Annotated in this window: 15 protein-coding genes; 12 read left to right on the top strand and 3 right to left on the bottom strand. The window is 37.2% G+C overall.

The annotated features are described in order from the left end of the window. Window positions 1–690 precede the first annotated feature (690 nt). The 8 genes from H3T83_RS10955 to H3T83_RS10920 all read left to right on the top strand — a co-directional run bounded on the left by H3T83_RS10955 (window position 691) and on the right by H3T83_RS10920 (window position 13898). Window positions 691–2067 carry a hypothetical protein gene (locus H3T83_RS10955; RefSeq protein ID WP_198215774.1) on the top strand — a complete coding sequence of 459 codons (1377 nt, stop codon included), beginning with the start codon at window positions 691–693 and terminating at the stop codon, window positions 2065–2067. Window positions 2068–2930: 863 nt separating this feature from the next. Then, a complete protein-coding gene (locus H3T83_RS10950) occupies window positions 2931–4316 on the top strand; it encodes a hypothetical protein (protein ID WP_110453319.1) in 1386 nt (461 codons plus the stop codon). Between the two features lie 904 nt (window positions 4317–5220). After that, window positions 5221–6690, top strand: coding sequence for a hypothetical protein (locus tag H3T83_RS10945; protein ID WP_198215773.1), 1470 nt, complete (start codon window positions 5221–5223; stop codon window positions 6688–6690). Between the two features lie 737 nt (window positions 6691–7427). Next, window positions 7428–8057, top strand: coding sequence for a hypothetical protein (locus tag H3T83_RS10940; RefSeq protein WP_198215772.1), 630 nt, complete (start codon window positions 7428–7430; stop codon window positions 8055–8057). A gap of 238 nt (window positions 8058–8295) precedes the next feature. After that, complete coding sequence (locus H3T83_RS10935) at window positions 8296–9144, top strand: Rossmann-like and DUF2520 domain-containing protein (RefSeq protein ID WP_198215771.1); 849 nt, start codon at window positions 8296–8298, stop codon at window positions 9142–9144. Next, window positions 9141–9983 carry a 3-methyl-2-oxobutanoate hydroxymethyltransferase gene (gene panB / locus H3T83_RS10930; RefSeq protein WP_198198980.1) on the top strand — a complete coding sequence of 281 codons (843 nt, stop codon included), beginning with the start codon at window positions 9141–9143 and terminating at the stop codon, window positions 9981–9983. The genes H3T83_RS10935 and panB overlap by 4 nt, the downstream gene beginning before the upstream one ends. Before the next feature lie 18 nt (window positions 9984–10001). Beyond that, window positions 10002–10847 (top strand): pantoate--beta-alanine ligase, encoded by an 846-nt coding sequence (gene panC, locus H3T83_RS10925; RefSeq protein ID WP_198215770.1) that lies wholly within the window; start codon window positions 10002–10004, stop codon window positions 10845–10847. Window positions 10848–11039: 192 nt separating this feature from the next. Continuing rightward, entirely contained in the window at window positions 11040–13898 is a 2859-nt protein-coding gene (locus tag H3T83_RS10920) for a valine--tRNA ligase (RefSeq protein ID WP_198215769.1), read from the top strand. 53 nt (window positions 13899–13951) lie between these two features. Here the strand turns inward: H3T83_RS10920 and H3T83_RS10915 are convergent, their stop codons facing one another. The 3 genes from H3T83_RS10915 to H3T83_RS10905 all read right to left on the bottom strand — a co-directional run bounded on the left by H3T83_RS10915 (window position 13952) and on the right by H3T83_RS10905 (window position 19016). Further along, the gene (locus H3T83_RS10915; protein ID WP_086360463.1) at window positions 13952–15472 is read right to left on the bottom strand and encodes a glycoside hydrolase 43 family protein; all 1521 of its coding nucleotides are present in this window, start codon (window positions 15470–15472) and stop codon (window positions 13952–13954) included. Window positions 15473–15516: 44 nt separating this feature from the next. Next, the gene (locus tag H3T83_RS10910; protein WP_065578519.1) at window positions 15517–16902 is read right to left on the bottom strand and encodes a glycoside-pentoside-hexuronide (GPH):cation symporter; all 1386 of its coding nucleotides are present in this window, start codon (window positions 16900–16902) and stop codon (window positions 15517–15519) included. Between the two features lie 701 nt (window positions 16903–17603). After that, a complete protein-coding gene (locus H3T83_RS10905; RefSeq protein ID WP_086320513.1) occupies window positions 17604–19016 on the bottom strand; it encodes an EmmdR/YeeO family multidrug/toxin efflux MATE transporter in 1413 nt (470 codons plus the stop codon). A 219-nt stretch (window positions 19017–19235) separates the two neighbouring features. Here H3T83_RS10905 and H3T83_RS10900 point away from each other — a divergent pair, with 219 nt between their 5' ends. The 4 genes from H3T83_RS10900 (at window position 19236) to H3T83_RS10885 (ending at window position 26311) form a co-directional block, all read left to right on the top strand. Continuing rightward, window positions 19236–19664 carry a hypothetical protein gene (locus tag H3T83_RS10900; RefSeq protein ID WP_065578517.1) on the top strand — a complete coding sequence of 143 codons (429 nt, stop codon included), beginning with the start codon at window positions 19236–19238 and terminating at the stop codon, window positions 19662–19664. A gap of 808 nt (window positions 19665–20472) precedes the next feature. Next, window positions 20473–21855, top strand: coding sequence for a hypothetical protein (locus H3T83_RS10895; RefSeq protein WP_198215768.1), 1383 nt, complete (start codon window positions 20473–20475; stop codon window positions 21853–21855). A 908-nt stretch (window positions 21856–22763) separates the two neighbouring features. After that, the gene (locus tag H3T83_RS10890; protein WP_198215767.1) at window positions 22764–24101 is read left to right on the top strand and encodes a hypothetical protein; all 1338 of its coding nucleotides are present in this window, start codon (window positions 22764–22766) and stop codon (window positions 24099–24101) included. Window positions 24102–24931: 830 nt separating this feature from the next. Then, a complete protein-coding gene (locus H3T83_RS10885; RefSeq protein ID WP_198215766.1) occupies window positions 24932–26311 on the top strand; it encodes a hypothetical protein in 1380 nt (459 codons plus the stop codon). Window positions 26312–26782: the final 471 nt, after the last annotated feature.

Genomic DNA, 26782 nt, shown 5'->3' with positions numbered 1-26782 from the left:
CCCATCACTAACCCTTTTTTTTAACTTAAAATAAAATGATTAAAAATCAATATGTTGAAAAATGGCTCAAAAAAAGGGTTTTTATTGGTAAAAATGGACTTTGCCTTTTTGCCAACAACATTTATAGTATATTGGATCCTAGTTTACTACCGTGTAGGTAGCTTAGAAAATTGGTGCTCTTTCAGTCGGTATTACGTCCAGGTTTACTACCGTGTAGGTAGTTTAGAAATACACCGCTTATTGAGTAGGTTAAAATGGTGATTTTTTTAAGAGGGGGGATAAAGGATCTATTATTTCTAATAAACAGCAAATAACTGATGCTGTTTTCGAGTTATCAGTGTTCTTCTTTACAAAAGTTAACAATAAAACCATCAAAAAAAGTTGCATGGTTTTTTCCAATCACTATACTTTTATAGCATATTTATACGAATGGACAAATTTTATGCCATTAGGCTTAAAATTTTAAATAAATCATAAAATTGGATTGACAAGGATATCTGATATGGATTATAATTTTCAACACGCAACACGCAACACGCAACCTGCCCAACCTATAATTTCACCTCTCTAAAGTTAAGCTCACATCGTTTATTATTTCACTGCAGTTTATTATTTCAGCAATTTCCAAAATTTCCGCAATTCCGGCAAAATTTTTCAAAATTTCTTGGTTTAGCCTGTTTATCTCGGCCGATGGTTTTCATATTAACCGTGGTTGTTTTACAGTCTATCTCTTTTACTAATTATGCATTAACCACTAAAACGACCAATATCATTTATGGTTCAGCACCTTATTTAACCTTTGATGGTGGTCGTACCCGGGTAACAAATACCGCAGCGCTACTTGGGATATCCCTTTCTGATGGTAGAACATTTACTCCGACAACCAATAATTCAGAAAGAAATCCTATCGTTTTACCTGTTGTTGGTCAGAGTTTTGCGGATATTGGTATGTTAGTACCAAGGAATACTATATCTATTGGATTAAGTTCACTTATTGGCGCACCGTATAATTATTGGGGTGATGATGATGGTGATGGTCAGGGAGATAATGGTGTCACCGCTACCGGTAGTTTATGGATATCCATTGTCGATAAAAATAATCAAGCTGTTTCCCGTAATGAAGTACTGACTAGTTGTAAAGCGCCATATCAATTAACCTTATCTTATGGTAGTGGTAGATTAAAAACACGTTATGGGGTACCTAATGAAAGTCGTTTTACGGCAGGTAATGCCACTTATTATATTAATCCTAAGGCATCGCCAGTGATTTGTTTTGCAAGACCTGACCTAGGAGAGAGAGCCACAAGGCAAGGTCTTTCTGCTGCCGTTTGGAACCCTGATAAGGGTTTTCTAACACAGTCAGTTACGCCGTCGTCTTATGATTTAAACTTCCCGACTACTGGTGCTAATAATGTGTATTTTGATTTAGATATTGGTGGTAATAATCAGGCCTTATCTTGGGCTCCGGTTTCGCATGGTGGTATTACGGCAACGATGACCGATTCAACAAGTACTAGCGTTCGAGTCACCCTAACGGGTCCTTTTTCTACACGCTCGCAATGGTTTTTACGTAATCCAGGTGAAATCGCCAAACCCTCTTTACCGCAGGTATTTGAGTTAGTTGGTCGTGATAGCAGTGGTAATGCGGTGGTCAAATATGGATTTAAGTTAAAGCAGTGGTTTGTTAATCGTGGTGATTATGAATCTTGGTCTGGTGCAACACCTTGGTGTACTAATATAGGATATCGTATGCCTAAGGTTCTAGAATTAACTAATGCGTCTTGTCGCGGAAGGAATAGTGGTTCTTGGTGCCAAGGTGCAGTAGGGGCAACGCCTTCGTCACCTGATAATTATTTACGCCGTCACATTGGTGGTGGATTGCTCGCGGAATGGGGGTGGATGTTCTATTACAGGGATTCTAATTTCTTCATCGCCGGCGGCGGCTATCGGACGGCTGATCGGAATAATAACCCAACAACTAGTGTCGAGAAATATTTTTCGGTTGAAGGGGATGGTTCAGTGAAGGGTTCTTCGACCCCCCCCCTCGAAGTCTGTGTCTATCCTTAGCTATTATTTCTTAGTTCTTAGGTATTGAAGCTAAGGATAAGAAAAATAACGTTAGGGCGATAAAAACGATTTTGTGGTGCGACATTCGCAATGTGCTGACAACTGAGTGAGGTTAGCATGGCAAACAGGGATGTTTGCCAAGGTTGTGTTTTGTCAGGAACAAATCACAGCCGGTGCGTTAAGACCGAACGAAGGCGGAAGGTAGTCACATCGTGACCACTTGCGTGGTCGCCGCGGGAGATGGTAAAGAGGGTTGGCGGCAACCCTCTTAACTCGGACGTAATCAACGTATAAAAATAACCACAAAACAACAAAACGTCCGAAACTCAAAGAACCAAAAATTTTGAGGAACGGGGTTTTTAAAGCCAAAATCCATCCAATAAATCGTTAACGCTAGTTATAAAATCAACTAGTAACCAAAAAATTTGAGGAACGGGGTTTTTGAAGCCTAAAAATCCCCCTAAAGTTTCTTCGAAATAGGTTTTAAGCGAGTAATGAAGAGGTAATATTACATTCACCTTTACAAAAGTTAACAATTAAACCATCAAAAAAAGTTGCATGGTTTTTTGCAATCACTATACTTTTATAGCATATTTATACGAATGGATAAATTTTATGCCATTAGGCTTAAAATTTTAAATAAATCATAAAATTGGATTGACAAGGATATCTGATATGGATTATAATTTTCAACACGCAACACGCAACACGCAACCTGCCCAACCTATAATTTCATCTTTCTAAAGTTAAGCTCATACCGTTTATTATTTCACTACAATTTATTATTTCAGCAATTTCCAAAATTTCCGAAATTCCGGCAAAATTTTTCAAAATTTCTTGGTTTAGCCTTTTTATCTCGGCCGATGGTTTTGGTATTAACCGTAGTTGTATTACAGTCTACCTCTTTTGCTAATTATGCATTAACCACAAAAACGACCAATATTATTTATGGCTCAGCACCTTATTTAACCTTTGATGGTGGTCGTACCCAGGTGACAAATACCGAAGCACTACTCAGGATATCGCTTTCTGATGGAAGAACATTTACTCCGACAACCAATGATTCAAGTTTTTTCAATCCTATCGTTTTACCTGTTGCTGGTCAGAGTTCTACGGATATTGGTATGTTAGTACCAACGGATACTAATTCTATTGCATTAAGTTCACTTATTGGCACACCTTATAATTATTGGGGGGATGATGATGGTGATGGTCAGGGAGTTAATGGTGTCACCGCTACCGGTAGTTTAAATTTATCTATTGTTGATAAATTCAATAATCCTGTTGCCCGTAATGAAGTACTGACTATTTGTAAAGCGCCATATAGATTAACCTTATCTAATGGTGAAGGTACATTAAAAACACGTTATGGTGTGCCTAATGAAAGTCGTTTTAGTGCTAGTAATGCCTCTTATTATATTAAACCTAAGACAGCGCCAGTGATTTGTTATGCACAACCTGACTCACATTACGGTAATGGTATATATGCTGGTCCTGCTTCCATTTGGAACCCTGATTGGGGTTTTCTACCACAGTCAGTTACACCATCGTCTTATGGTTTAAACTTCCCGACTACTGGTGCTAATAATTTGCTTTTTGATTTAGATATTGGTGGTGTTAGTGAAGCCTTATCTTGGGCTCCGGTTTCTCATAGTGGTATTACTGCTACTATGATCAATTCAACAAGATACCATATTCATGTCACCCTAACAGGTCCTGTTGCTAAAGACTATCAATTGCGTTCAGATAATCCAGGTGAAATCGCCAGACCATCTTTACCTCAGGTATTTGAGTTGGTCGGTCGTGATAGCAATGGTAATGCAGTGGTCAAATATGGATTTGAGTTAAAGCAGTGGTTTGTTAATCGTGGTTTTTATGAAACTACCCATTCTAATATGGAATCTTGGTGTAATAAGATTGGATACCGTCTCCCAAAGGTCAGTGATTTAACTAATGCGTCTTGTCAGGGAAATAATTCAGAGAAATGTGGAGATTATGCAAATGAAATAGTAGGGGCAACGCCTTCGGCACCTAATAATTCATATATGCGTCACATGGGTGCAGGATTTTTCGCGGAATGGGGGAGGGTGGAATATTACTTAGTGACCTTCTTCTTCGGAGGCGACTATTGGACGCAAGATAGGGCGGGTAGTAGTCAAGAGTTTTTTACGGTTGACTCGGCGTATGGTTGGGTGGGTCACGCTGATAGGGAATATACCAACGTCAGAGGACTCTGTGTCTATCCTTAGCTATTATTTCTTAGTTCTTAGGTATTGAAGCTGAGGATAAGAAAAATAACGTTAGGACATTAAACAATCATTGCCTTGCCAAGGCAATGGCGTTGACGCTGACGAAGTGGGCAATAAAAGCGATTTTGTGGCGCGACATCCGCAATGTGCTGACAACTGAGTGAGGTTAGCATGGCAAACAGGGATGTTTGCCAAGGCGGTGCTTTGTCAGGAACAAATCACAGCCGGTGCGTTAAGAGCGAACGAAGGCGGAAGGCAGTCACATCGTGACCACTTTCGTGGTCGCCGCGGGAGATTGTAAAGAGGGTTCGCGGCAACCCTCTTAACTCGGACGTAATCACCGTATAGAAACAACCGCAAAACAACAAAACGTCCGAAACTCAAAGAATAAAAAAATTTTGAGGAACGGGGTTTTTGAAGCCCAAAAATCCCCCCTAAAGTTTCTCCTAAATTAGTTTTAAGGGCGTAATTAAGACATAATATTACATTAAACTTTACAAAAATTAACAATTTAACCGCCAAAATAAGTTGCATGGTTTTTTCCAATCACTATACTTTTATAGCATATTTATATGAATGGATAAACTTTATGCTTAACGGCATAAAATTGTAAATAAATCATTAATTTAGTTGACAGGAATGTCGAATATGTATTATAATGTACAACACCAAACACCAAACACCAAACACCAAACACCAAACCTGCCCAACCTATAATTTAATTTCAGCTAATTACCTTAATTCAAGTTTACTTTTTCACGATAGTCTATATTTTCACAGAAAATCCAAGTTAATATCTAATCTTAGTCCATATCGATTTAGCCAAAGAGCAGAAAAAACAAACCAATGTTTAGTTCAGCTTTCTCATTGTAGAAATTTCACCGCCAATACAATACGATGTATTTTGTCTTTGACAAATTCTTCATTATTATCCGTTTGTTTACCTCTGGTTAAAACGTTTATTTATATTTTATTTATTTTATGCTTTTTAGGTGTCAGTCAAAAAAGCCAAGCACTCACAGCGCAAAGTATAAATGTCATTATTGGTAATAAACCAAGCGTTGTCGATATTGAAAGTGCATCAAAAAAGCATGGTTTTACTGTTAATAATGTTTTATATAGTTCATATACCAATAACTTAAGTGACACAAAAATCAATCAGTTTAATGGTAATTTAACAATTAATGACTTTATTATTAAAGACTATTCAATAAATGACTTAGATATAACGGCTAATTATGATGATACCGATGGTGATGGTATTCGCAATAACACTCCGTTCACCGTAGAAAAAACAACCTATAGTTGGTTTGATAATAAAGGGATAAAAATCGAAAATAATGAAAAAATAATTGGTTGTGGTAGTGACATTTCTATGCCGTTAACTTTAACTATTACAACTAAAGTAAAAACCTATTCCGAATATGGTATTCCGAATGAAAGCGAATATTTTGATATCACTCAAAAATACAAAATTATGACTAAATCTGAAATTTGTTATGCCAAACCTTATGGAATGATACTGTATCCACAATATGCTTGGGGAAGTGTTAGACCTATATCATATAAAGGAAGTCTTGATTGTATTTTATCTGGTTATGCTGATAATGAATTTGAATCATCACTTTTAGATGACAGTAAACATTGGATTAATGGTTGGAATAAAGATAGCAATCGAGTAAGAGATAGCTATTGTGGTGGCGGTTATGATGCTACAGTTTTTGATCCTGAAAATGGTTTTAAAGTATCGGCGGTACCGCACTTTCCAACAACTGGTTTTCCTGGCGCAAAATTTCAATTAGTCATGACTGGTCATCAAGAGGATTTTGAATATACCTTATCGGCAACGCCAAATGATAGTGTTACGGTTGATAAACAAGGTAATGTTATGTTGGTTAAAAAACCGATAGGTCCCGTCACCATAACTGCAAAATTTAAATATGATCGACAAGTTCCTGAACAAAATTATACTTTTAATTTAACCGGTATATGGGCGGTACCATATGGGAATGACTTTTATACTTATCAGCAAACGGTTAATTTATGTGGTGGAGAAGCGAATATTCCGTCAAGGACTGAAATGTCAAATTCTCCAAATGCACCAATGTCATGGACAGAATTGCCACTTGAATGGGATGCTTTTACTCGTACTATAGGACAAGGGCTTTTGAGTGAATGGGGTATGACAATTAAGAATACTTATCCTGATTCAAATTGGTTTAGTGGACTTTTGTGGTTTTATTCTCGAGATAAATATATTGTTCCTGAGGGTGCTTCAAAAGAATTTTTTGATAGATTTGCCATTGATGCTTGGATAGGTCAAATTAAAGTCTGGGAGAAATCAAAAAATTTACACGCAGTTTGTAAACAATAAAAAAGTCTATTAATGAATATTATTAATTAAATGAAGATATATTGGCATCCGCCAATCGAAGTCGTACTTGCTACTCTCGCCAATTAAGTTATCGAAATAATGGATAATGGAACGGTGAAATTAATGATGAATGAGTGGCATGGTTAATGACTGGAATGCGATAACGTAATATTTACTTCAGTGCTCAGGCTATCTGGGTAGTGATTGGGATTCTTATTATTACTTAACCGTTAGTCAAGCAGGCAATGCAACCGTTTTAAATAAGTCAAAAAAAGTATAGAGTTTATTTATAAAAAAGAAGATGAGTATTAATAGAATATATTTGTATTCCATAAATAGACTTTGCCATTCGTAAAGAATTATCATATTGTACTGATGTTTCTAACAATGAATTTAATTTCGATTTTGCAGAAACATCATGACATCCATTTACACATAAATTAATTTCAGAAATTCGTTATAAGGGCGTCAGCAAAAGAGTCAAATAATTAAAAAATAGTACTTGTTATTGGATTATTTTATAATAAAAAATTCTTCAACAATCTAATATTAATCTCCTCACTATAAGGGATTATTATAAAAAATCATTAATAATCTGATTATTAAATTTTTACAACGCATTGCAAAAAAATAATATTTGAAAAACACTATTGGTTCGATAGTGAGCAATCAGCATCATTTTAAAATGTTGTTTTCAACATTTTAGGCAAATTTATTATTAGACATGAGGAATAAGGATGAGTAAATTTCTAAAAATATTATTAACCATGGTTGTTAGTCTATTAATGATCTCGTGTGCACAAAGGGCTAATTTAGTCACAAATAAGGATTCATTAGCTACATACACACAATATTCTGATATTGAACCCAGAGGTAAACAACCCAAAGCTAGAATTACGGTAATTCAAGTCGGTTCAAGAGATTTTAGAACTTTAGGATTACAAGTTTATAATCAAGAAAAGCGAGATGAATCTGGCTATTTAACTTATTATCTATTTGGTAGTAAATTTTATGCTGATAAAGTTGCCGATATACCGGGAATAGTTGTTCCTGACGATTTAGTTCAACCAATTAATCAACTGAATATTCGACCCGGCAAAGCTTTCATTTTTACTACCTCGGTTGGTAAATATAAAAGGGTTGAGCCAGGCTGGTTTAAACGAGGTTATACTGAAAGAATTACCTGTAAGTGGAATGATAAAAAATTAGTTTTTATACCAAAAGAAGGTAAAGATTATTTATTATCGATTGGGGCAATACCGACCCAAGAGGAAAAAAAATTCCTATGTATATTAAAGTTACAAGAATGGGATAAGAAAACTAAACAATACCAAAAAGTTCCATTTATTCTTTATCCTGGTAAATAATTACTGAAATTATTTTAAACCGCTTATATAGCGGTTTAAAATTGATTGCCTAGTGATAAATAAACTGACAACAAATTAAATTTATCTATTTAAAAAATCCTTAAAGCCAATTACTCCCCCAAAAATTGAGAAGAGTGGGGTAATCGCATTTAATCCTATATTGCTTAGTCTTTCTGGTTAAAAATTGAATCTACATCAAATTAGGCTATAATGCCACTTTGCTTAAATTTTGTTATTAATGATGAATATTGGTTTTATTGGCGCCGGTAAAGTGGGTTGTACTTTGGCTAAATATTTTAGTCTTTGTGGTATGCAAATTACTGGTTTTTATAGTCGTGATTATCAACACGCACAAGCGGCAAGTGAATTTACTGGTAGTGAAGCATATTTAACTTTATCTAGCTTAGTTGAGGATTGTGATTGTCTATTTTTGACTGTGCCGGATAGTCAAATTAGCTCAGTTTGGCAAGTGGTTAGTCGATTGCCGATTGAGAATAAATTAGTTGGTCATTGCAGTGGTTTGCTGACATCGCAGTTATTTACTGTCGATCATATTGTTCATCCTTTGGCATTTTCGCTACATCCTTTATCGGCAATTTATGATCGTTTTACCTGCTATAAAGAGATGGCTAAGGTATCCTTCACTTTAGAAGCCAATAATTCCCTAGCATTAGCTAAATTACAACCGATGTTGTCACCTTTGGTTAATGCGATAGCAATATTATCGGCAGAACATAAAGCGCTTTATCATGCCGCTTGCGTTATGCTAAGTAATCATGTTATCGCCTTAGCGCAAGTTGGCAGTGATATGTTGGCACAGTGTGGTTTAGATCCCCATTTTTGCCAACAAGCGTGGCATGATCTATTTTTAGCGAATGCCAAAAATATTTGTAATGTTGGTACTATAAATGCATTAACAGGTCCGGTTGAACGCAATGATGCAAATACTATAAAACAACATTTACTCAACTTACCTGCTGATATAAAACCTTTATACCAACAATTATCGACAGTATTAGTTAATCTTAGTCGGCAAAAACATCCTAATAGGGACTATCATCAATTAGAACTGGAGCTGTTACCTTGAAAAATACAATTCTAACTTTACAACAACGCAAACAAAATCAACAAAAGATCACCATGTTAACTGCTTATGACTACACAACGGCAAAACTGATGGACGATAGCGGTGTAGATTGTTTATTAGTTGGTGATTCATTAGGAATGGTGATGCTAGGCTATGAAAGCACGGTTTCTGTCACCATGGAAGATATGATCCATCACTCTAAAGCAGTGGCAAAGGGCGCTAAAAACGCATTAGTTGTGACGGATTTACCGTTTATGTCTTACCATGCTTCTGTTTATGATGCTGTACATAATGCTGGTCGCTTGATTCAAGAAGGCAATGCACAAGTTGTAAAACTAGAAGGTGGGCGAGCATTTTGTGAACATATTAAGATGATCACTCAAGCATCGATTCCGGTTATTGCCCATATTGGTTTGATGCCACAATCAGTATTAGCATTAGGCGGTTACAAAGTACAAGGTAGAGATTACCAAGCGGCTAAAGATATTATTTTGGATGCATTAGCGGTTGAACAAGCTGGTGCTGCAGCTATTTTACTCGAATGTGTACCTGCTGATTTAGCTAAATTTATCACTGAACTTGTTAGCATACCAACGATCGGTATTGGTGCAGGTCATGGTTGTGATGGTCAAGTGTTAGTTTATCAAGATATGTTGTCAATGTATGATGGCGTATCATCTAAATTTGTTAAATCTTTTGCGCCAATCGGTGATCAAATGAAGCAAGCATTTGCCGATTATTGCCAAGAGGTAAAACAGCAACAATACCCAGCATCAATACATGAGTTTGCCATTGATGGTGAGATTATGACTCAACTCAAATCTGAATTTTCAAAATAGCCAGAAAGGATAATAATTGTGAAAGTTGTAACAACAATTGATGAAGTTCGTCAGCAGGTTAAATCGTGGCGTAAAAACGGTGCAACCATTGGATTAGTACCAACTATGGGGTATCTGCATGAAGGTCATCAGAGCTTAATGGCTGCGGCTAAACAAGATAATCAAAAAGTGATTGTTACCATTTTTGTCAATCCAATGCAGTTTGGCCCGAAAGAAGACTTAGCCAGTTATCCTCGTGACTTAGAGCGTGACAAAAACGCCTGCCAACAAATGGGTGTTGATCTGATTTTTTGTCCATCAGCCAGTGAAATGTATGATGCCAATTTTAATAGCTATGTGAATGTTAATGGTCTAACTGATGCGCTTTGCGGCAAAAAGCGCCCCGGTCATTTTAAAGGCGTTTGTACTGTGGTTACTAAGTTATTTAATATCACGCAACCAGATCGAGCCTATTTTGGTCAAAAAGATGCGCAACAACTAGCGGTTATTCAACGTATGGTAAGCGATCTTAATGTTGACATCGAAATTATCGGTTGCCCAATTGTGCGTGAAAGTGATGGACTAGCTAAAAGTTCTCGCAATAGCTATTTATCGCCACAAGAACGCTTAGCTGCTATCTGTTTGTATCAATCAATCGAGTGTGCCCAGCAACTGATACAAGCCGGTGAAAAATCAGTACAGACCATCTTAACCGCAATGCAGAATATTATAAATGCTCAGCCATTAGCTAAAATTGATTATATTGAATTTGTTGATTATGCAACATTAACTGCGGTTGATCATTTAAATCAAGATAGTTTATGTGCTTTGGCGGTTTATATTGGTAAAACCAGATTGATTGATAATTTTATCTATCATCATTAGTCTTTACCATTCTAATCGTTCATAACGTTAAGACCACTTGTCAACAAGTGGTTTTTTTATACTAATTTTATTGTTATCTGATTTAAATTTGATTTGATCAAACACTTTATTCGTCTAACAATTTATTGTTATATCATTTTACGGTAGAATAACCACATTTTTATGCCTTGAATTAGGATTGATGCCTTTATTATGAAAAATACGACTTATAATCCACAAGAAATCGAACAACCTATCTATCAACATTGGGAAGAAAGTGGTTACTTTAAACCTAATGGTGACAAATCTCAGCCTAGTTATTGTATTGCTATTCCACCACCAAATGTAACTGGTAGTTTGCATATGGGACATGCTTTCCAACAAACTATTATGGATGCGCTAATTCGTTATCATCGTATGCAAGGCAATAACACGCTATGGCAATCAGGTAGTGACCATGCCGGTATTGCAACGCAAATGGTGGTAGAACGTAAAATTGCTGCTGAAGAAAACAAAACTCGTCATGATTATGGTCGTGAGGCGTTTATTGAAAAAATTTGGCAATGGAAAGCTGAATCAGGTGGTAGCATCACTAAACAGATGCGACGTTTAGGTGATTCGGTTGATTGGGATCGCGAACGCTTTACTATGGATGAAGGTCTTTCTAACGCGGTTAAAGAAGTTTTTGTAAGACTTTATCAAGAAGACTTAATTTATCGTGGTAAACGCTTAGTTAACTGGGATCCAAAATTACGTACCGCAATTTCTGATCTTGAAGTTGAAAATCGTGAAGTAAAAGGTTCAATGTGGCATTTGCGCTATCCATTAGCGGATGGTGTTAAAACTGCAGAAGGCAAAGATTATCTAGTTGTCGCTACAACTCGTCCTGAGACACTATTTGGTGATACCGGTGTTGCCGTTAATCCAGAAGATCCTCGTTATAAAGATCTAATCGGTAAATTTGTCATATTACCATTTGTTAATCGTCGAATTCCGATTGTTGGCGATGAACATGCGGATATGACAAAAGGTACTGGCTGTGTAAAAATTACTCCTGCGCATGACTTTAATGACTATGAAGTAGGGCGTCGTCATCAATTACCAATGATCAACATCTTAACTTTTGATGGTGATATTCGTGCACAAGCAGAAGTGTTTGATACTAATGGTGAGCCAAGTACTGCATACGCAACCGATATTCCGGCACAATTCCAAAATTTAGAACGCTTTGCGGCGCGTAAATTAGTTGTTGCAGAGTGTGAAGCTCAAGGTATTTTAGAAAAAATTGAACCGCATGACTTAACTATCCCTTATGGCGATCGTGGTGGTGTGGTAATCGAACCTATGCTAACCGATCAATGGTATGTGAGAGCAAAAGTATTAGCGGAACCAGCTATTGCGGCGGTAAAAAATGGTGATATCCAATTTGTGCCTAAACAGTATGAAAATATGTATTTTTCATGGATGAATGATATTCAAGATTGGTGTATTTCGCGACAATTATGGTGGGGACACCGAATTCCAGCTTGGTATGATAATCAAGGCAACGTCTATGTTGGTCGTGATGAGGCTGAGGTTCGCCGTGAAAATAATCTGGCAGCAGATATCGAATTGTCTCAAGATGACGATGTTCTTGATACATGGTTTTCTTCAGCATTATGGACATTTTCAACTTTAGGTTGGCCAGAAAACACTGATGATTTAGCTACTTTCCATCCAACTAATGTACTAGTGACAGGTTTTGATATCATCTTCTTCTGGGTTGCTCGAATGATTATGATGACCATGCATTTCATTAAAGATGAACATGGCAAGCCACAAGTACCGTTTAAAACGGTATATGTGACAGGGCTAATTCGCGATGAAGAAGGGCAAAAAATGTCGAAATCTAAAGGTAATGTTATCGATCCTTTAGATATGATTGATGGTATTTCACTTGCCGATTTATTAGAAAAACGTACTGGTAATATGATGCAGCCACAATTAGCGGAAAAAATTGCTAAACGTACAGAAAAACAGTTCCCGAATGGTATTGAAGCGCATGGTACTGATGCCTTACGTTTTACTTTAGCGGCGCTGGCATCAACTGGTCGTGATATCAATTGGGATTTAAAACGCTTAGAAGGTTATCGTAACTTCTGTAATAAACTATGGAATGCCAGCCGTTATGTATTGATGAATACCCAAGATCACGATTGTGGTTTTAAAGGTGGGGAGTTAGATTATTCATTAGCGGATAAATGGATCTTAGCGGAATTTAACCAAACTGTGAAAACCTATCGAGAAGCATTCGATACTTACCGTTTTGATTTAGCTGCTAATATCTTATATGAATTCACTTGGAATCAGTTCTGTGACTGGTATTTAGAGTTAACTAAATCAGTATTGGCAAATGGTGAACAGAATCAGCAGCGTGCTGCTCGTCACACTTTAGTCACGGTACTTGAAGCCTTATTACGTTTGGCGCATCCAATCATTCCATTTATTACTGAAGCTATTTGGCAAAGTGTCAAACCACTAATGGCAATCAAAGCGGATACCATTATGTTACAACCAATGCCAGCATTTGATAGCCAATTAGTTGATGATAAAGCGGTTGCCGATATCAATTGGATTAAAGACGCTGTCATTGCGGTTCGTAATATCCGTGCTGAAATGAATATCGCACCAAGCAAACCATTACAGCTATTGATTAGAAAAGCATCACCAGCGGTTCATCGCGTAATTAGTGACAATGTCACCTTTATCGAATCATTAGCAAGATTATCAGAAATTGTCTTGTTAGATGAGGGGGAAGCAGGGCCATTATCAGTCACTAAATTGGTTGATGGCGCTGAACTCCTTATCCCAATGGCTGGGCTTATTAATAAAGAAGATGAGCTAGCTAGACTAGAAAAAGAGATCGCTCGTATTGATGGTGAAATTGCGCGTATTGATAATAAATTATCTAATGCTAGCTTTGTCGATAAAGCCCCCGCAGCTGTTGTTGCCAAAGAGAAAGAAAAACAACAAGGCTATATTGCTGATAAAACCAAATTGCAAGAGCAGTATGCAGCCATAAAAAGTCTTTAACAACTTGAATAAAAACCCTCTCATATGAGAGGGTTTTTTATCTAATTAAACCGTTAACTAATCTTGAAGTAATCAAAATGACAATGACCAATGGCATTATCTGCTTCGGTTGTGGCAAAAATTCCTACTTTAGCCCCCACCCATTTACCTTTTCCAGCTGCGAAGCTAGGATTAATTAACATCCAGTCTGTCTTATGATCTTTATAGTAAAATTGACAGATACCATTCAAACCAACTTCGACTTTAAGTTGGCAATGCTGTGAAGATAATTGACCGACAATTTGTTGATATTCGTCAACTTGACCTGAATCTTTCATCCAGCCATATCGATAATATAGCTTATACTGGCCATTATCATAACCGACCATAATTGCTGCATAACGTTCACCATAAACGATTAAACCGCCCAAATCACCTGTTTGCTTAGCATTCAATGTAAGTTGAGTTTGCGCCGTGAATTGCCATGCTGAAAATTTTTGCAGCAATAAGTTAGCTGCAAAATAGAGTGTACGCTGTTTATTATCAATAGGTAATGGATAACAACTTAAGTTTAATCCTTGATCACTTGCTATTAGCCAATCAGGATTAGGATTTGCTTGCCATTGCCACTGTAAACCAAATTTACCATGCTGGAAATCGTCACTGGTTTGGATTTTATACTCTTCTGAGTGATGGAGCACAGTTGGTTTTTTATATGATAATACCGGTTGTCCAGTGGAATCATTATTGATACTCTCACCAATGCGAGGCCAATCATCATCACCCCAATACATAGGCTGTAAATGAACAATACGGCCATATAAATGGGCATCTTGAAAGTGTACAAACCAGCACTCATTGTTGTCCAATTCGACCCATCCACCTTGATGAGGGCCGTTAATTGTCGTATTGCCTTGAAATAGCACATTGCGTGCAGTCCAAGGACCCGTTAAATTACGGCTACGTAACACCGATTGCCAACCATTTTCAACACCGCCAGCTGGTGCAAAAATGTAATACCAACCATTGCGCTTATAAAGTTTTGGTCCTTCAAGTGTCGGTAAATCGGCAGTGCCATCGTAAATAATTTGACCTTCGCCGATTAATTTTGACCCATCATTAGCCATTTCAAATAGCTGCAACTTATGTTTTACACCACAACGACTTTGTGCAAAGGCATGCACTAACCATGCTCGACCATCATCATCCCAAAATGGGCAAGGATCAATCCAACCGAGTGCTGGTTGTAAGCAGTGTGGTTTGCTCCATTTACCCCAAGGATCAGAGGTATTAGACATAAAAATACCTTCGTCAGGAGTACTAAAAAACACCCAAAGTTTTTCATTATGATAGCGAATCGATGGCGCCCAAACTCCTTTACCGGGTTGGACTGCATCATAACCGGGTAAGTCAAGGGCATCAAAAACATGATTGATAATCTGCCAATTTACCAAGTCTTTTGAGTGGAGGATCGGTAATGCTGGCATATGGTTAAAGCTAGATGAAACCATAAAGAAATCATCATTTACTTTGACAATATCCGGATCGGAATAATCACCGCAGATTATAGGATTGTGATAATAATCTAAACTCATATAATTTACCTTTAATTGTAACTATTACTTATCGACATACTATCTTAGTCATGACTATCTTTATTTTGTTGTCTAGCCAGTAAATCACTTTGAATTTTTGCCATCATTTTGTCATCTAATTTATAAAAACGCATTAACCACCAAAGCAATAAATAGGAAAATGCTGGTCCAATAGTTAAAAGACCAATAATGCCCATTGTGGCTAATGGGGTTTGTTCATTTACACCTGCTTGATAGCCTAATAAACCTAAACAGATGCCGACTAAAGCACCAGCGATTGCCATACCGAGTTTTAAGGCAAATAAATTACCTGAGAAAGATAGACCAGTTGCTCGGCGTCCAAATTTCCATTCACCATAATCAGCCGCATTGGCCATCATATTCCATTTAAATGGTTGATACATGGAGTGGAAAAAGCCAATTAAAAAATAGAGTGGGAAAATAACCGCTAACCACACCGGTGGAACAAAAAACATCACCACACCAATAACAAATAACGTTAAATTAATATTTTTAAATAATTGAATAGCAGTAAAACGTTTAGCAAAATAACCAGCAGCCATCGCGCCTAATATAGTACCAACCACCGATGTTGACACAAAGGCTGATTTCATCGCTGTACCTGCTGCTGAGCTAACGCCACCCATCATCAAGTAAGTTGCATAGTAAAGCGTTGCTGAACTACGCATAACGCCAGCCATACTTGAAAAGAAGGTAATAAGCGCCACAATACACCACTGATCATTGCCTAATAAGCATTTTAAATCTTTTTTAACACTGACATTTTTATCTTCAATTGGTACTACTCTTTCTTCAGTGGTTGCAAAACAGAACACTAACATACCAATCGCAATAACGCCCATAACCGCCATGGTTAACTGAAATCCGAGTTGCTTATTTTCTTTTCCTAACCAATCGACTAAAAATAACGTACCGATTGATACCATAAGTCCTGATGCCGATGAAATAGTAAATCGATAGGATTGAGCGGATAGGCGATCTTTTTCATCACGAGCAATAACACCGCCAAGAGCACAATAAGGAATATTAATAAATGTATAACAAAGCATTAATAAAGCATAGGTAACGTATGCGTATAAAAGTTTACCTGAATAACCAAAATCTGGTGTTGTATAGGTCATAACAGCCAGTACCGCATAAGGAATCGCAAACCAGATCAACCATGGTCTAAATCGTCCCCATCTTGTTTTAGTACGATCGGCAACCATACCGGTGATAGGATCGATAATAGCATCAAAAATTCGCGTAGCAAGGAACATTATGCCAACCGCAGCTGCAGAAAGGCCATAAATATCAGTATAAAAATAGGTCAAAAACATCGTCACCGAGGAATAGACAATACCACAAGCTGCATCCCCCATCCCAAAGCCAATTTTTTCCATGACTGATAATTTTTTATTATTATCCATCATAAACTCCTTTTAGTTATCAAAATATGATTTGCATAAAACTGTCATTATTTAATTATCGGTTGCGTTAACAACTTATTGAAAAAATAACAATAAATAGAGTTTATAAAATTCATTTTCAAAACAGTATTATGATTTTGCATACCTTAATTACGTTATATGGTTAATGTGATAGATATCACAAATCTATAACACCATTTTGGACATAGATAATGTATGAAGAATTGATATTTGACGGGCTTTAACGGCAAGAAGAACTGACTTGTGGATGTGTATTTTGATAATCTAGATTAATTATCGAAAAGTATTAAGATGTTATAACTAACGTTAGCGATTTATTGGATGGATTTTGGCTTTAAAAACCCCGTTCCTCAATTTTTGGTTGTTTAAGATTCGGACGTTTTGTTGTTTTGTAGCTAGTTTGCTGGTTAGTTTTATATAGCGATTACGTTTGAGTAAAGAGGGTTGATGCGAACCCTCTTTACCATCTCCCGCGGCGACCACGCAAGTGGTCACGATGTGACTGCCTTTCGCCTTCGTTCGCTGGTAACGCACCGGCTGTGATTTGTTTCTGACAAAATACAACCTTGTCAAACATCCATGTTTGTCATGCTAACCTCACTCAGTTGTCAGCACATTGCTAATGTCGCTAAATTAAATACACCAAACTTATTTGCCAAAATAGAATTTTATTATTAGCGCTAACCGATTTTTTGATGACGCCATAGCCATTTACCACTAATAAGTCGATAATAAAAGAAAATACTTCTAATAATCCAATCTAAGAACATACCGAACCAAACCCCAATCACCCCAAAGCCAAAATAAACGCCAAAAATATAACCCACAACAATCCGACACATCCACATACTACCAATAGCGACCCACATGGTATAACTGGCATCTTTCGCACCTTTAAAACCGTATGGTAAAACAAAGGATGATGCCCAAAAAGGCGTAAATAAGGCATTAAACCAAAGTAAATGTTTGGAAATCTCGATAACTTCCTGATCATTAGTGTAAAGCGAACTTAATAAACCTGCGAAAGGGATCGATAAAAAAGCTAAAAAACAGAGTAACAAACTGGTTAGATGAAAAATAAATTTAAGCTGCCTTGTTGGTTGATAAATTTGCCCCATACCAATACGTTTACCAACAATAATTGTCGATGTTGCACCGAGTGTACCGCCTGGCAAATTAAGTAATCCAGCAATTGAAAACGCAATAAAATTAGCGGCTATAGTTGAGGTGCCCATACCGGCAACAAAAGTTTGCGTTAGTAATTTTCCGATATTAAACATTACCGATTCGACACTAGCAGGAATTCCGATACTTAAAATATCAATCAAAATTTTACCATTAAACGCATGAAAATAACTACGGAGAGGAATAAATAATGCTCGACTTGGTTTTATGGTTAAGACTAATAAAATAAAAAACATGCCACAATAACGTGAGATTGTTAAGCCAATACCCGCACCAATAAAACCTAATCCTTGCCAACCTAAAGCGCCGTAAATAAGCACATAACTGATCGTCAAGTTTAAAATATTCATGATAATGTTTAAGTACATTGGTAATTTGGTATTGCCAGCACCACGTAATGCACCACAACCAACTAAGATAAAGGCAAGGGCAGGGTAACCTAAAACGGTTAATCTTAGAAAGGTAAGTGTTAATTCCTTTACTTCTGGATCGGCTTTACCGGCAATAATTTCGACAATCCAATATCCGGAAAACTCGACAAACAAAAACAGTAAAATCGAAATTATAACTAATAACGTAATGGATTGCCTTGCTGCGACCACGGCTTTTTTACGATTGTGTCGTCCCAAGCTAAACGCCACCACCACTGATGTCCCTAGTGCAACCGCCATAAAGAAGGACATTATAATCATGTTAAAGCTTTCCGCCAGACCGACGGCCGCCATCTCGGCCTTACCAATCCAACTCACTAAAAACGTACTGAAAATACCCATCAAAATGACGGATAAATTCTCAATTAAAATTGGCATTGCTAAAGGATAAATTTCGCGCCAGAACAGCACATTATTTGAACGTCGTTTTTTATAAAGTTGAAGATTCTTCAATCGACTAACAAGTTGAAAATCCAATTTCAGGCCTAAAAATTTATTTAGAAAATTTAGTATATTATAACGCCTTTATTTGCTAAAAATGAAATCAAGTTTTATAAAAACTCAACATTAATAATTAGCATTACCAATAAAGGGTATCACTATTTCAAGGCTCATAAATTGTAAATAAATTATGGAATGGAGTTTTATTGTCAAAATAAATAAAATACTATTACTAAAAATTTTTGGAGGAAAGGTATGAAGAAATTATTGATTGGAGGCTTTTTAAGCTTAGTTTTAATTGGATGTTCCACTAGACCGCCTGCTGAACATGAAATAAAACAAGTACCAGAAGCAAGAATATTTAATCATCAAGCTAAACTAGATAATAATGCGACATTAGTGTTTATTAGAGATAAAGGATTGACTGGTAGCGGATGTTACATTAATTTATTTTTAAATGGGCAAGAAGTCGCTAAGTTTGAAACTAAAGAAAGAGCAACTTTTTATCTGCCAGCTGGTGAAGTTATTATTGGTGCATCTATACAAGGTCATGGATTGTGTAGTTTTAATGCTCCCCGTCGTGAACGTGATTTTAATTTAAATAACAATGAGAAAAAAATCTTTAGATTATTTATAGACCAAAATGGAAACACTGACATAATTCCAACAACTTTATATCAATGATTCAAAAGTTTAAAAAGAACCTGTATTGCAGGTTCTTTTATTTTTTAAATTATTATAAGTAAATCAAAATTTAAATAATCAAATCAGATAAAAGTATATTACTTTATTACAAATCAGTATGACGAGTATTGTTTAGCGACATTGGCAAAGTGCTGACAACTGAGAGAGGTTAGCATGGCAAACAGGGATGTTTGGCAAGGAGCGTTAAAAGCGAACGAAGGCGGAAGGCAGTCACATTGTGACCACTTGCGTAGTCGCCGCGGGAGATTGTAAAGAGGGTTCGCGCCAACCCTCTTAACTCGGACGTAATCACCGTATAGAAATAACCACAAAACAACAAAACGTCCGAAACTCAAAGAACTAAAAAATAAAGAACTAAAAAATTTTGAGGAACGGGGTTTTTAAAGCCAAAAAATCCCCCTAAAGTTTCTTCGAAATTGGTTTTAAGGGCGTAATTAAAACATAATATTACGTTAAACTTTACAAAAATTAACAATTTAACTTTTAAAAAAAGTTGCTTAGATTTTTCTCGTCACTATACTTTCATTATATGTTAAATATAATAATCGATGGATATTTAGTCGAACGGTACTAAAAAAGCCAAATAAAACAGTTAATTACTTGACAGGAACGTCAAAATGCATTATAATTTACAACACCAAACACCAAACACCAAACCTGCCCAACTTATAATTTAACGTTAGTAAAGTTAAGCTCGCATCGTTTATTATTTCACTACAGTTTATTATTTCAGCAATTTCAGCAAAATTTTTCAAAATTTCTTGGTTTAGTCTGTTTATCTCGGCCGATGGTTTTGGTATTAACTATGGTTGTTTTACAGTCTATCTCTTTTGCTAATTATGCATTAACCACTCAAACGACTAATGTTATTCAAGGCTCAGCACCTTATTTAACCTTTGATGGCGGTCGTACCCGGGTCACAAATTCGGAGGGTCTGCTTTGGATATCCCTTTCAGATGGAAGAAGATTTACTCCGACAACCAATAATTCAAGATACACTCCTATCGAGTTACCTGTTGCTGGTCAGAGCTTTAATGATATTGGTATGTTAGTACCAACGGATACTGATTCTATTGCATTAAGTTCACTTATTGGCACACCGTATAATTATTGGGGGGATGATGATGGTGATGGTCAGGGAATTGATGGTGTCACCGCTACTGGTAGTTTAAATTTATCTATTGTTACTCAATACAATAGTCCTGTTGCCCGTAATGAAGTACTGACTTTTTGTGACGGTAAAGCGCCTTATAAGCTAACGTTATCTAATACTAGCGGTACATTAAAAACACGTTATGGTGTGCCTAATGAACGTTATTTTACGGCAGGTAATGTCACTTATTATATTAATCCTAAGGCATCGCCAGTGATTTGTACTGTAAGACCTAGCGCATTTGTTGAAAATAAAGGGCTTTCTGATGCCGTTTGGGACCCGGCTCATAGAGCTTTTCTACCACAATCATTTACGCCATCGTCTTATGGTTTAAACTTCCCGACTACTGGTGCTAATGGTTTGTATTTTTATTTAGATATTAGAGGTGCTAGTCAGGCCTTATCTTGGGCTCCGGTTTCTCATGGTGGTATTACGGCGACGATGACCAATTTAACAAACGGCAGCGTTCGAGTCACCCTAACGGGTCCTGTTGCTACAAAATCGCAATGGGAATCAGAAAATCCAGATAGCATCGACAGACCATCTTTACCGCAGACATTTGAGTTAGTCGGTCGTGATAGCAGTGGTAATGCGGTGCTCAAATATGGATTTGAGTTAAAGCAGTGGTTTGTTAATCGTGGTCTTAATTGGTATTCCTATTCTAGTATGGAATCTTGGTGTAATAAGATTGGAGGATACAGTGTCCCAATGGTCAAGGATTTAACAAATGCGTGTGCTATCGTAGAAGAAGGTGGAAAACCAGAATGTGCAACGCCTGCGTCACCAGATAATGAATATCGTCGTCACATTGGTGCAGGATTGTTCTCGGAATGGGGGGATATGCGCGTACAATATTACGATGGTGCTAACTTCGGCATAGTAGGTGGCTATTGGACGATAGATAATACGATACAAACTAATGTCAAATTTATAATTTCCGCGGACAATGGTAGTATTGGGGCCAGGCTGTCGAACAACTACATCCACGGACTCTGTGTCTATCCTCGTTCTCGTTAGCTATTATTTCTTAGTTCTTAGATATTGAAACTGAGGATAAGAAAAATAACGTTAGGACATTAAACAATCATTGCCTTGCCAAGGCAATGGCGCTGACGTTGACGAAGTTGGCGATAAAAACGATTTTGTGGCGCGACATTCGCAATATGCTGACAACTGAGAGAGGTTAGCATGGCAAACAGGGATGTTTGCCAAGGCGGTGCTTTGTCATGAACAAATCACAGCCGGTGCGTTAAGAGCGAACGAAGGCGGAAGGCAGTCACATCGTGACCACTTGCGTAGTCGCCGCGGGAGATGGTAAAGAGGGTTGGCGCCAACCCTCTTAACTCGGACGTAATCACCGTATAGAATTAGCCACCAAACAACAAAACGTCCGAAACTCAAACAACCAAAAAATTTGAGGAACGGGGTTTTTAAAGCCAAAATCCCACCAATAAATCGTTAACGTTAGTTATAACATCAGCTAGTAACCAAAAAAGTTGAGGAACGGGGTTTTTAAAGCCCAAAAATCCCCCTAAAGTTTCTTCGAAATAGGTTTTAAGCGAGTAATTAAGCGGTAATATTACATTCATCTTTACAAAAGTTAACAATTAAACCATCAAAAAAAGTTGCATGGTTTTTTGCAATCACTATACTTTTATAGCATATTTATACGAATGGATAAATTTTATGCCGTTAGGCTTAAAATTTTAAATAAATCATAAAATTGGATTGACAAGGATATCTGATATGGATTATAATTTTCAACACACAACACACAACACACAACCTGCCCAACCTATAAATTCACCTATCTAAAGTTAAGCTCACACCGTTTATTATTTAACCGCAGTTTATTATTTCAGCGATTTAAGCAATTTCAGCAAAATTTTTCAAAATTTCTTGGTTTAGCCTGTTTACCTCGGCCGATGGTTTTGGTTTTAACCGTAGTTATTTTACAATCTATCTCTTTTTCTAATTATGCATTAACCACTAAAACGACCAATATCATTTATGGCTCAGCACCTTATTTAACCTTTGATGGTGGTCGAACCCGGGTAACAAATACTGAAGCGCTACTCGGGATATCCCTTTCTGATGGAAGAAGATTTACTCCCACAACCACTAATTCAGAAAGAAATCCTATCGTTTTACCTGTTGCTGGTCAGAGTTTTGCAGATATTGGTATGTTAATACCAACGGATACTAATTCTATTGCATTAAGTTCACTTATTGGCACACCGTATAATTATTGGGGTGATGATGATGGCGATGGTCAAGGAGTTAATGGTATCACCGCTACCGGTAGTTTAAATTTATCGATTGTCGATAAAAATAATCAAGCTGTTACCCGTAATGAAGTACTGACTATTTGTAAAGCGCCATATAAATTAACCTTATCTAATGGTGAAGGTAGATTAACAACACGTTATGGAGTACCTAATGAAAGTCGTTTTAGTGCAAGTAATGCCACTTATTATATTAATCCTAATATATCATCGCCAGCGATTTGTTATGCAAGACCTAACTCAAAGGTTTTTCTAACACAGTCATTTACACCATCGTCTTATTATTTAAACTTCCCAACTACTGGTGCTAATAATTTGTATTTTGATTTAGATATTGCCGGCACTAATCAGGCCTTATCTTGGGCGCCGGTTTCTCATGGTGGTATTACTGCTACTATGACCGATTCAACAAGTACTAGCGTTCGAGTTACTCTAACAGGTCCTGTTGCTACACCATCGCAATGGAGTTCAGATAATCCAGGTAGAATCGACAGACCCTCTTTACCTCAGGTATTTGAGTTAGTCGGTCGAGATAGCAGTGGTAATGCGGTGGTCAAATATGGATTTAAGTTAAAGCAGTGGTTTGTTAATCGTGGTCGTTATGGCGGTACCTATTCTAATACGAGTTCTTGGTGTAGTAGGATTGGATACCGTCTTTCATATGTCAAGGATTTAACTAATGCGAGGAATCCGTATTGTTCGGCGGAAAGCGTAGGAATAGATTGTCAAAGTGCAAGACCTTTGTCACCTGATAATAATGCCCGTCGTCACATTGGTGCAGGATTTTTCACGGAATGGGGACAGGTGAGCGCTTACACTGGAGCCAACTTCAACAACTCATATTATCGGACGAGTAATATGACTGCGTCTAGTAGTGGTGTTATTTACCACTTTTTGGTTATAAGTCGGGGTTCTATATATGCCCATTATTCGGATAGTAGGCAATTATTAGGACTCTGTGTCTATCCTAGGAATTGAAGCTAAGGATAAGAAAAATAACGTTAGGGTGTTAAAAACGATTTTGTGGTGCGACATTGGCAACGTGCTGACAACTGAGTGAGGTTAGCATGGCAAACAGGGATGTTTGGCAAGGAGCGTTAAGAGCGAACGAAGGCGGAAGGCAGTCACATCGTGACCACTTGCGTGGTCGCCGCGGGAGATTGTAAAGAGGGTTGGCGGCAACCCTCTTAACTCGGACGTAATCACCGTATAGAAACAACCGCAAAACAACAAAACGTCCGAAACTCAAACAACCAAAAAATAAACAACCAAAAAAAATTGAGGAACGGGGTTTTTGAAACGCAAAATACCTTCTAAAAACGATTATAAAATTATCAAAATCAAAAACCTAATCTGCAAATTATTAATATTAAAAATGGTGATTTTTTAAGAGGGTATAAAAGGTCTATTATTTCTAATAAACAGCAAATAACTGATACTGTTTTCGAGTTATCAGTGTTCTTCTTTACAAAAGTTAACAATTAAACCGCCAAAAAAAGTTGCATGGTTTTTTGCAATCACTATACTTTTATAGCATATTTATACGAATGGATAAATTTTGTGCCATTAGGCTTAAAATTTTAAATAAATCATAAAATTGGATTGACAAGGATATCTGATATGGATTATAATTTTCAACACACAACACACAACACACAACCTGCCCAACCTATAATTTCACCTTTCTAAAGTTAAGCTCATATCGTTCATTATTTCACAGTAGTTTATTATTTCAGCAATTTCCCAAATTTCCGAAATTCTCGCAAAATTTTTCAAAATTTCTTAATTTAGTCTGTTTATCCCGGCAGATGGTTTTGGTATTAACCATGGTTGTTTTACAGTCTATCTCTTTTACTAATTATGCATTAACCGCTAAAACGACCAATATTATTCAAGGTTCAGCGCCTTATTTAACCTTTGATGGTGGTCGAACCCGGGTAACAAATACCGCAGCGCTACTCGGGATATCCCTTTCTGATGGAAGAAGATTTACTCCGACAACCAATAATTCAGAAAGAAATCCTATCGTTTTACCTGTTGTTGGTCAGAGTTTTGCGGATATTGGTATGTTAGTACCAAGGAATACTATATCTATTGGATTAAGTTCACTTATTGGCGCACCGTATAATTATTGGGGTGATGATGATGGTGATGGTCAGGGAGATAATGGTGTCACCGCTACCGGTAGTTTATGGATATCCATTGTCGATAAAAATAATCAAGCTGTTTCCCGTAATGAAGTACTGACTATTTGTAAAGCGCCATATCAATTAACCTTATCTTATGGTAGTGGTAGATTAAAAACACGTTATGGGGTACCTAATGAAAGTCGTTTTACGGAAGGTAATGCCACTTATTATATTAAACCTAAGGGAACGGCAGCGATTTGTTTTGCAAGACCTAACTTACAATATGGTGGAGGTGATTTTGCTGGTCCTGCTAACATATGGAACCGTGATAAGGGTTTTCTAACAAAATCATTTACGCCATCGTCTTATGGTTCAAACTTCCCGACTACGGGTGCTAATAATTTGTATTTTGATTTAGATATTGTTGGTAATAATCAGGCCTTATCTTGGGCTCCGGTTTCTCATGAAGGTATTACGGCGACGATGAGCAATTCAACAAGTACCAGCGTTCGAGTCACCCTAACGGGTCCTGTTGCTACATCGTACTCAGATAATTCAGGTAGAATCGACAAACCATCTTTACCGCAGGTATTTGAGTTAATCGGTCGTGATAGTCATGGTAATGCGGTGGTCAAATATGGATTTAAGTTACAGAAGTGGTTTGTTAATCGTGGTAAAGGTAGGTACGATTATTCTAGTATATCATCTTGGTGTAATAATATTGGATATCGTCTCCCAGAGGTCAAGGATTTAACTAATGCGACTTGTCGAACAGGTGGTTTATGGGCAACAGGTGCATGGGGTTGTCAAGGTAAAGCTGAATTAGTAGGGGCAAAGCCTTCATCACCTGTTAATGGTTACATGCGTCACATTGGTGCAGGATTTCTCTCAGAATGGGGGCATATGGCCTATTACACTGGTGCCAACTTCAACAGTCATTATTATTTGACGAGTGATAAGACGAATGATAGCAGATATCCCTTTTTTGGGGTTAGCTGGGACATGGGTAGTGCGAATTACAATATTTCGGAGCCCGTCGGAGTCTGTGTCTATCCTTAGCTATTATTTCTTAGTTTTTAGGTATTAAAGCTGAGGATAAGAAAAATACCGTTAGGGCGATAAAAAACGATTTTGTGGTGCGACATTCGCAATGTGCTGACAACTGAGTGAGGTTAGCATGGCAAACAGGGATGTTTGGCAAGGCTGTATTTTGTCAGGAACAAATCACAGCCGGTGCGTTAAAAGCGAACGCAGGCGGAAGGTAGTCACATCGTGACCACTTGCGTAGTCGCCGCGGGAGATGGTAAAGAGGGTTGGCGCCAACCCTCTTAACTCGGACGTAATCACCGTATAGAAACAACCACAAAACAACAAACATCCGAAACTCATCGAACCAAAAAAATTGAGGAACGAGGTTTTTAAAGCCAAAATCCCGCCCAAGTTTCCCCAAAATCGGTTTTAAAACTAAAATTAGCTTGCTATAAACATAAGAGTTTATTTTGGCAAATAAGTTTGGTGTATTTAATTTAG

The organism is Gilliamella sp. M0320 (genome assembly GCF_016101635.1).
GTDB classification, from domain to species: Bacteria; Pseudomonadota; Gammaproteobacteria; order Enterobacterales; family Orbaceae; genus Gilliamella; species Gilliamella apis.
Note: the sequence above shows the minus strand (reverse complement) of the source record. Positions and strands in the feature narration are given on the sequence as shown.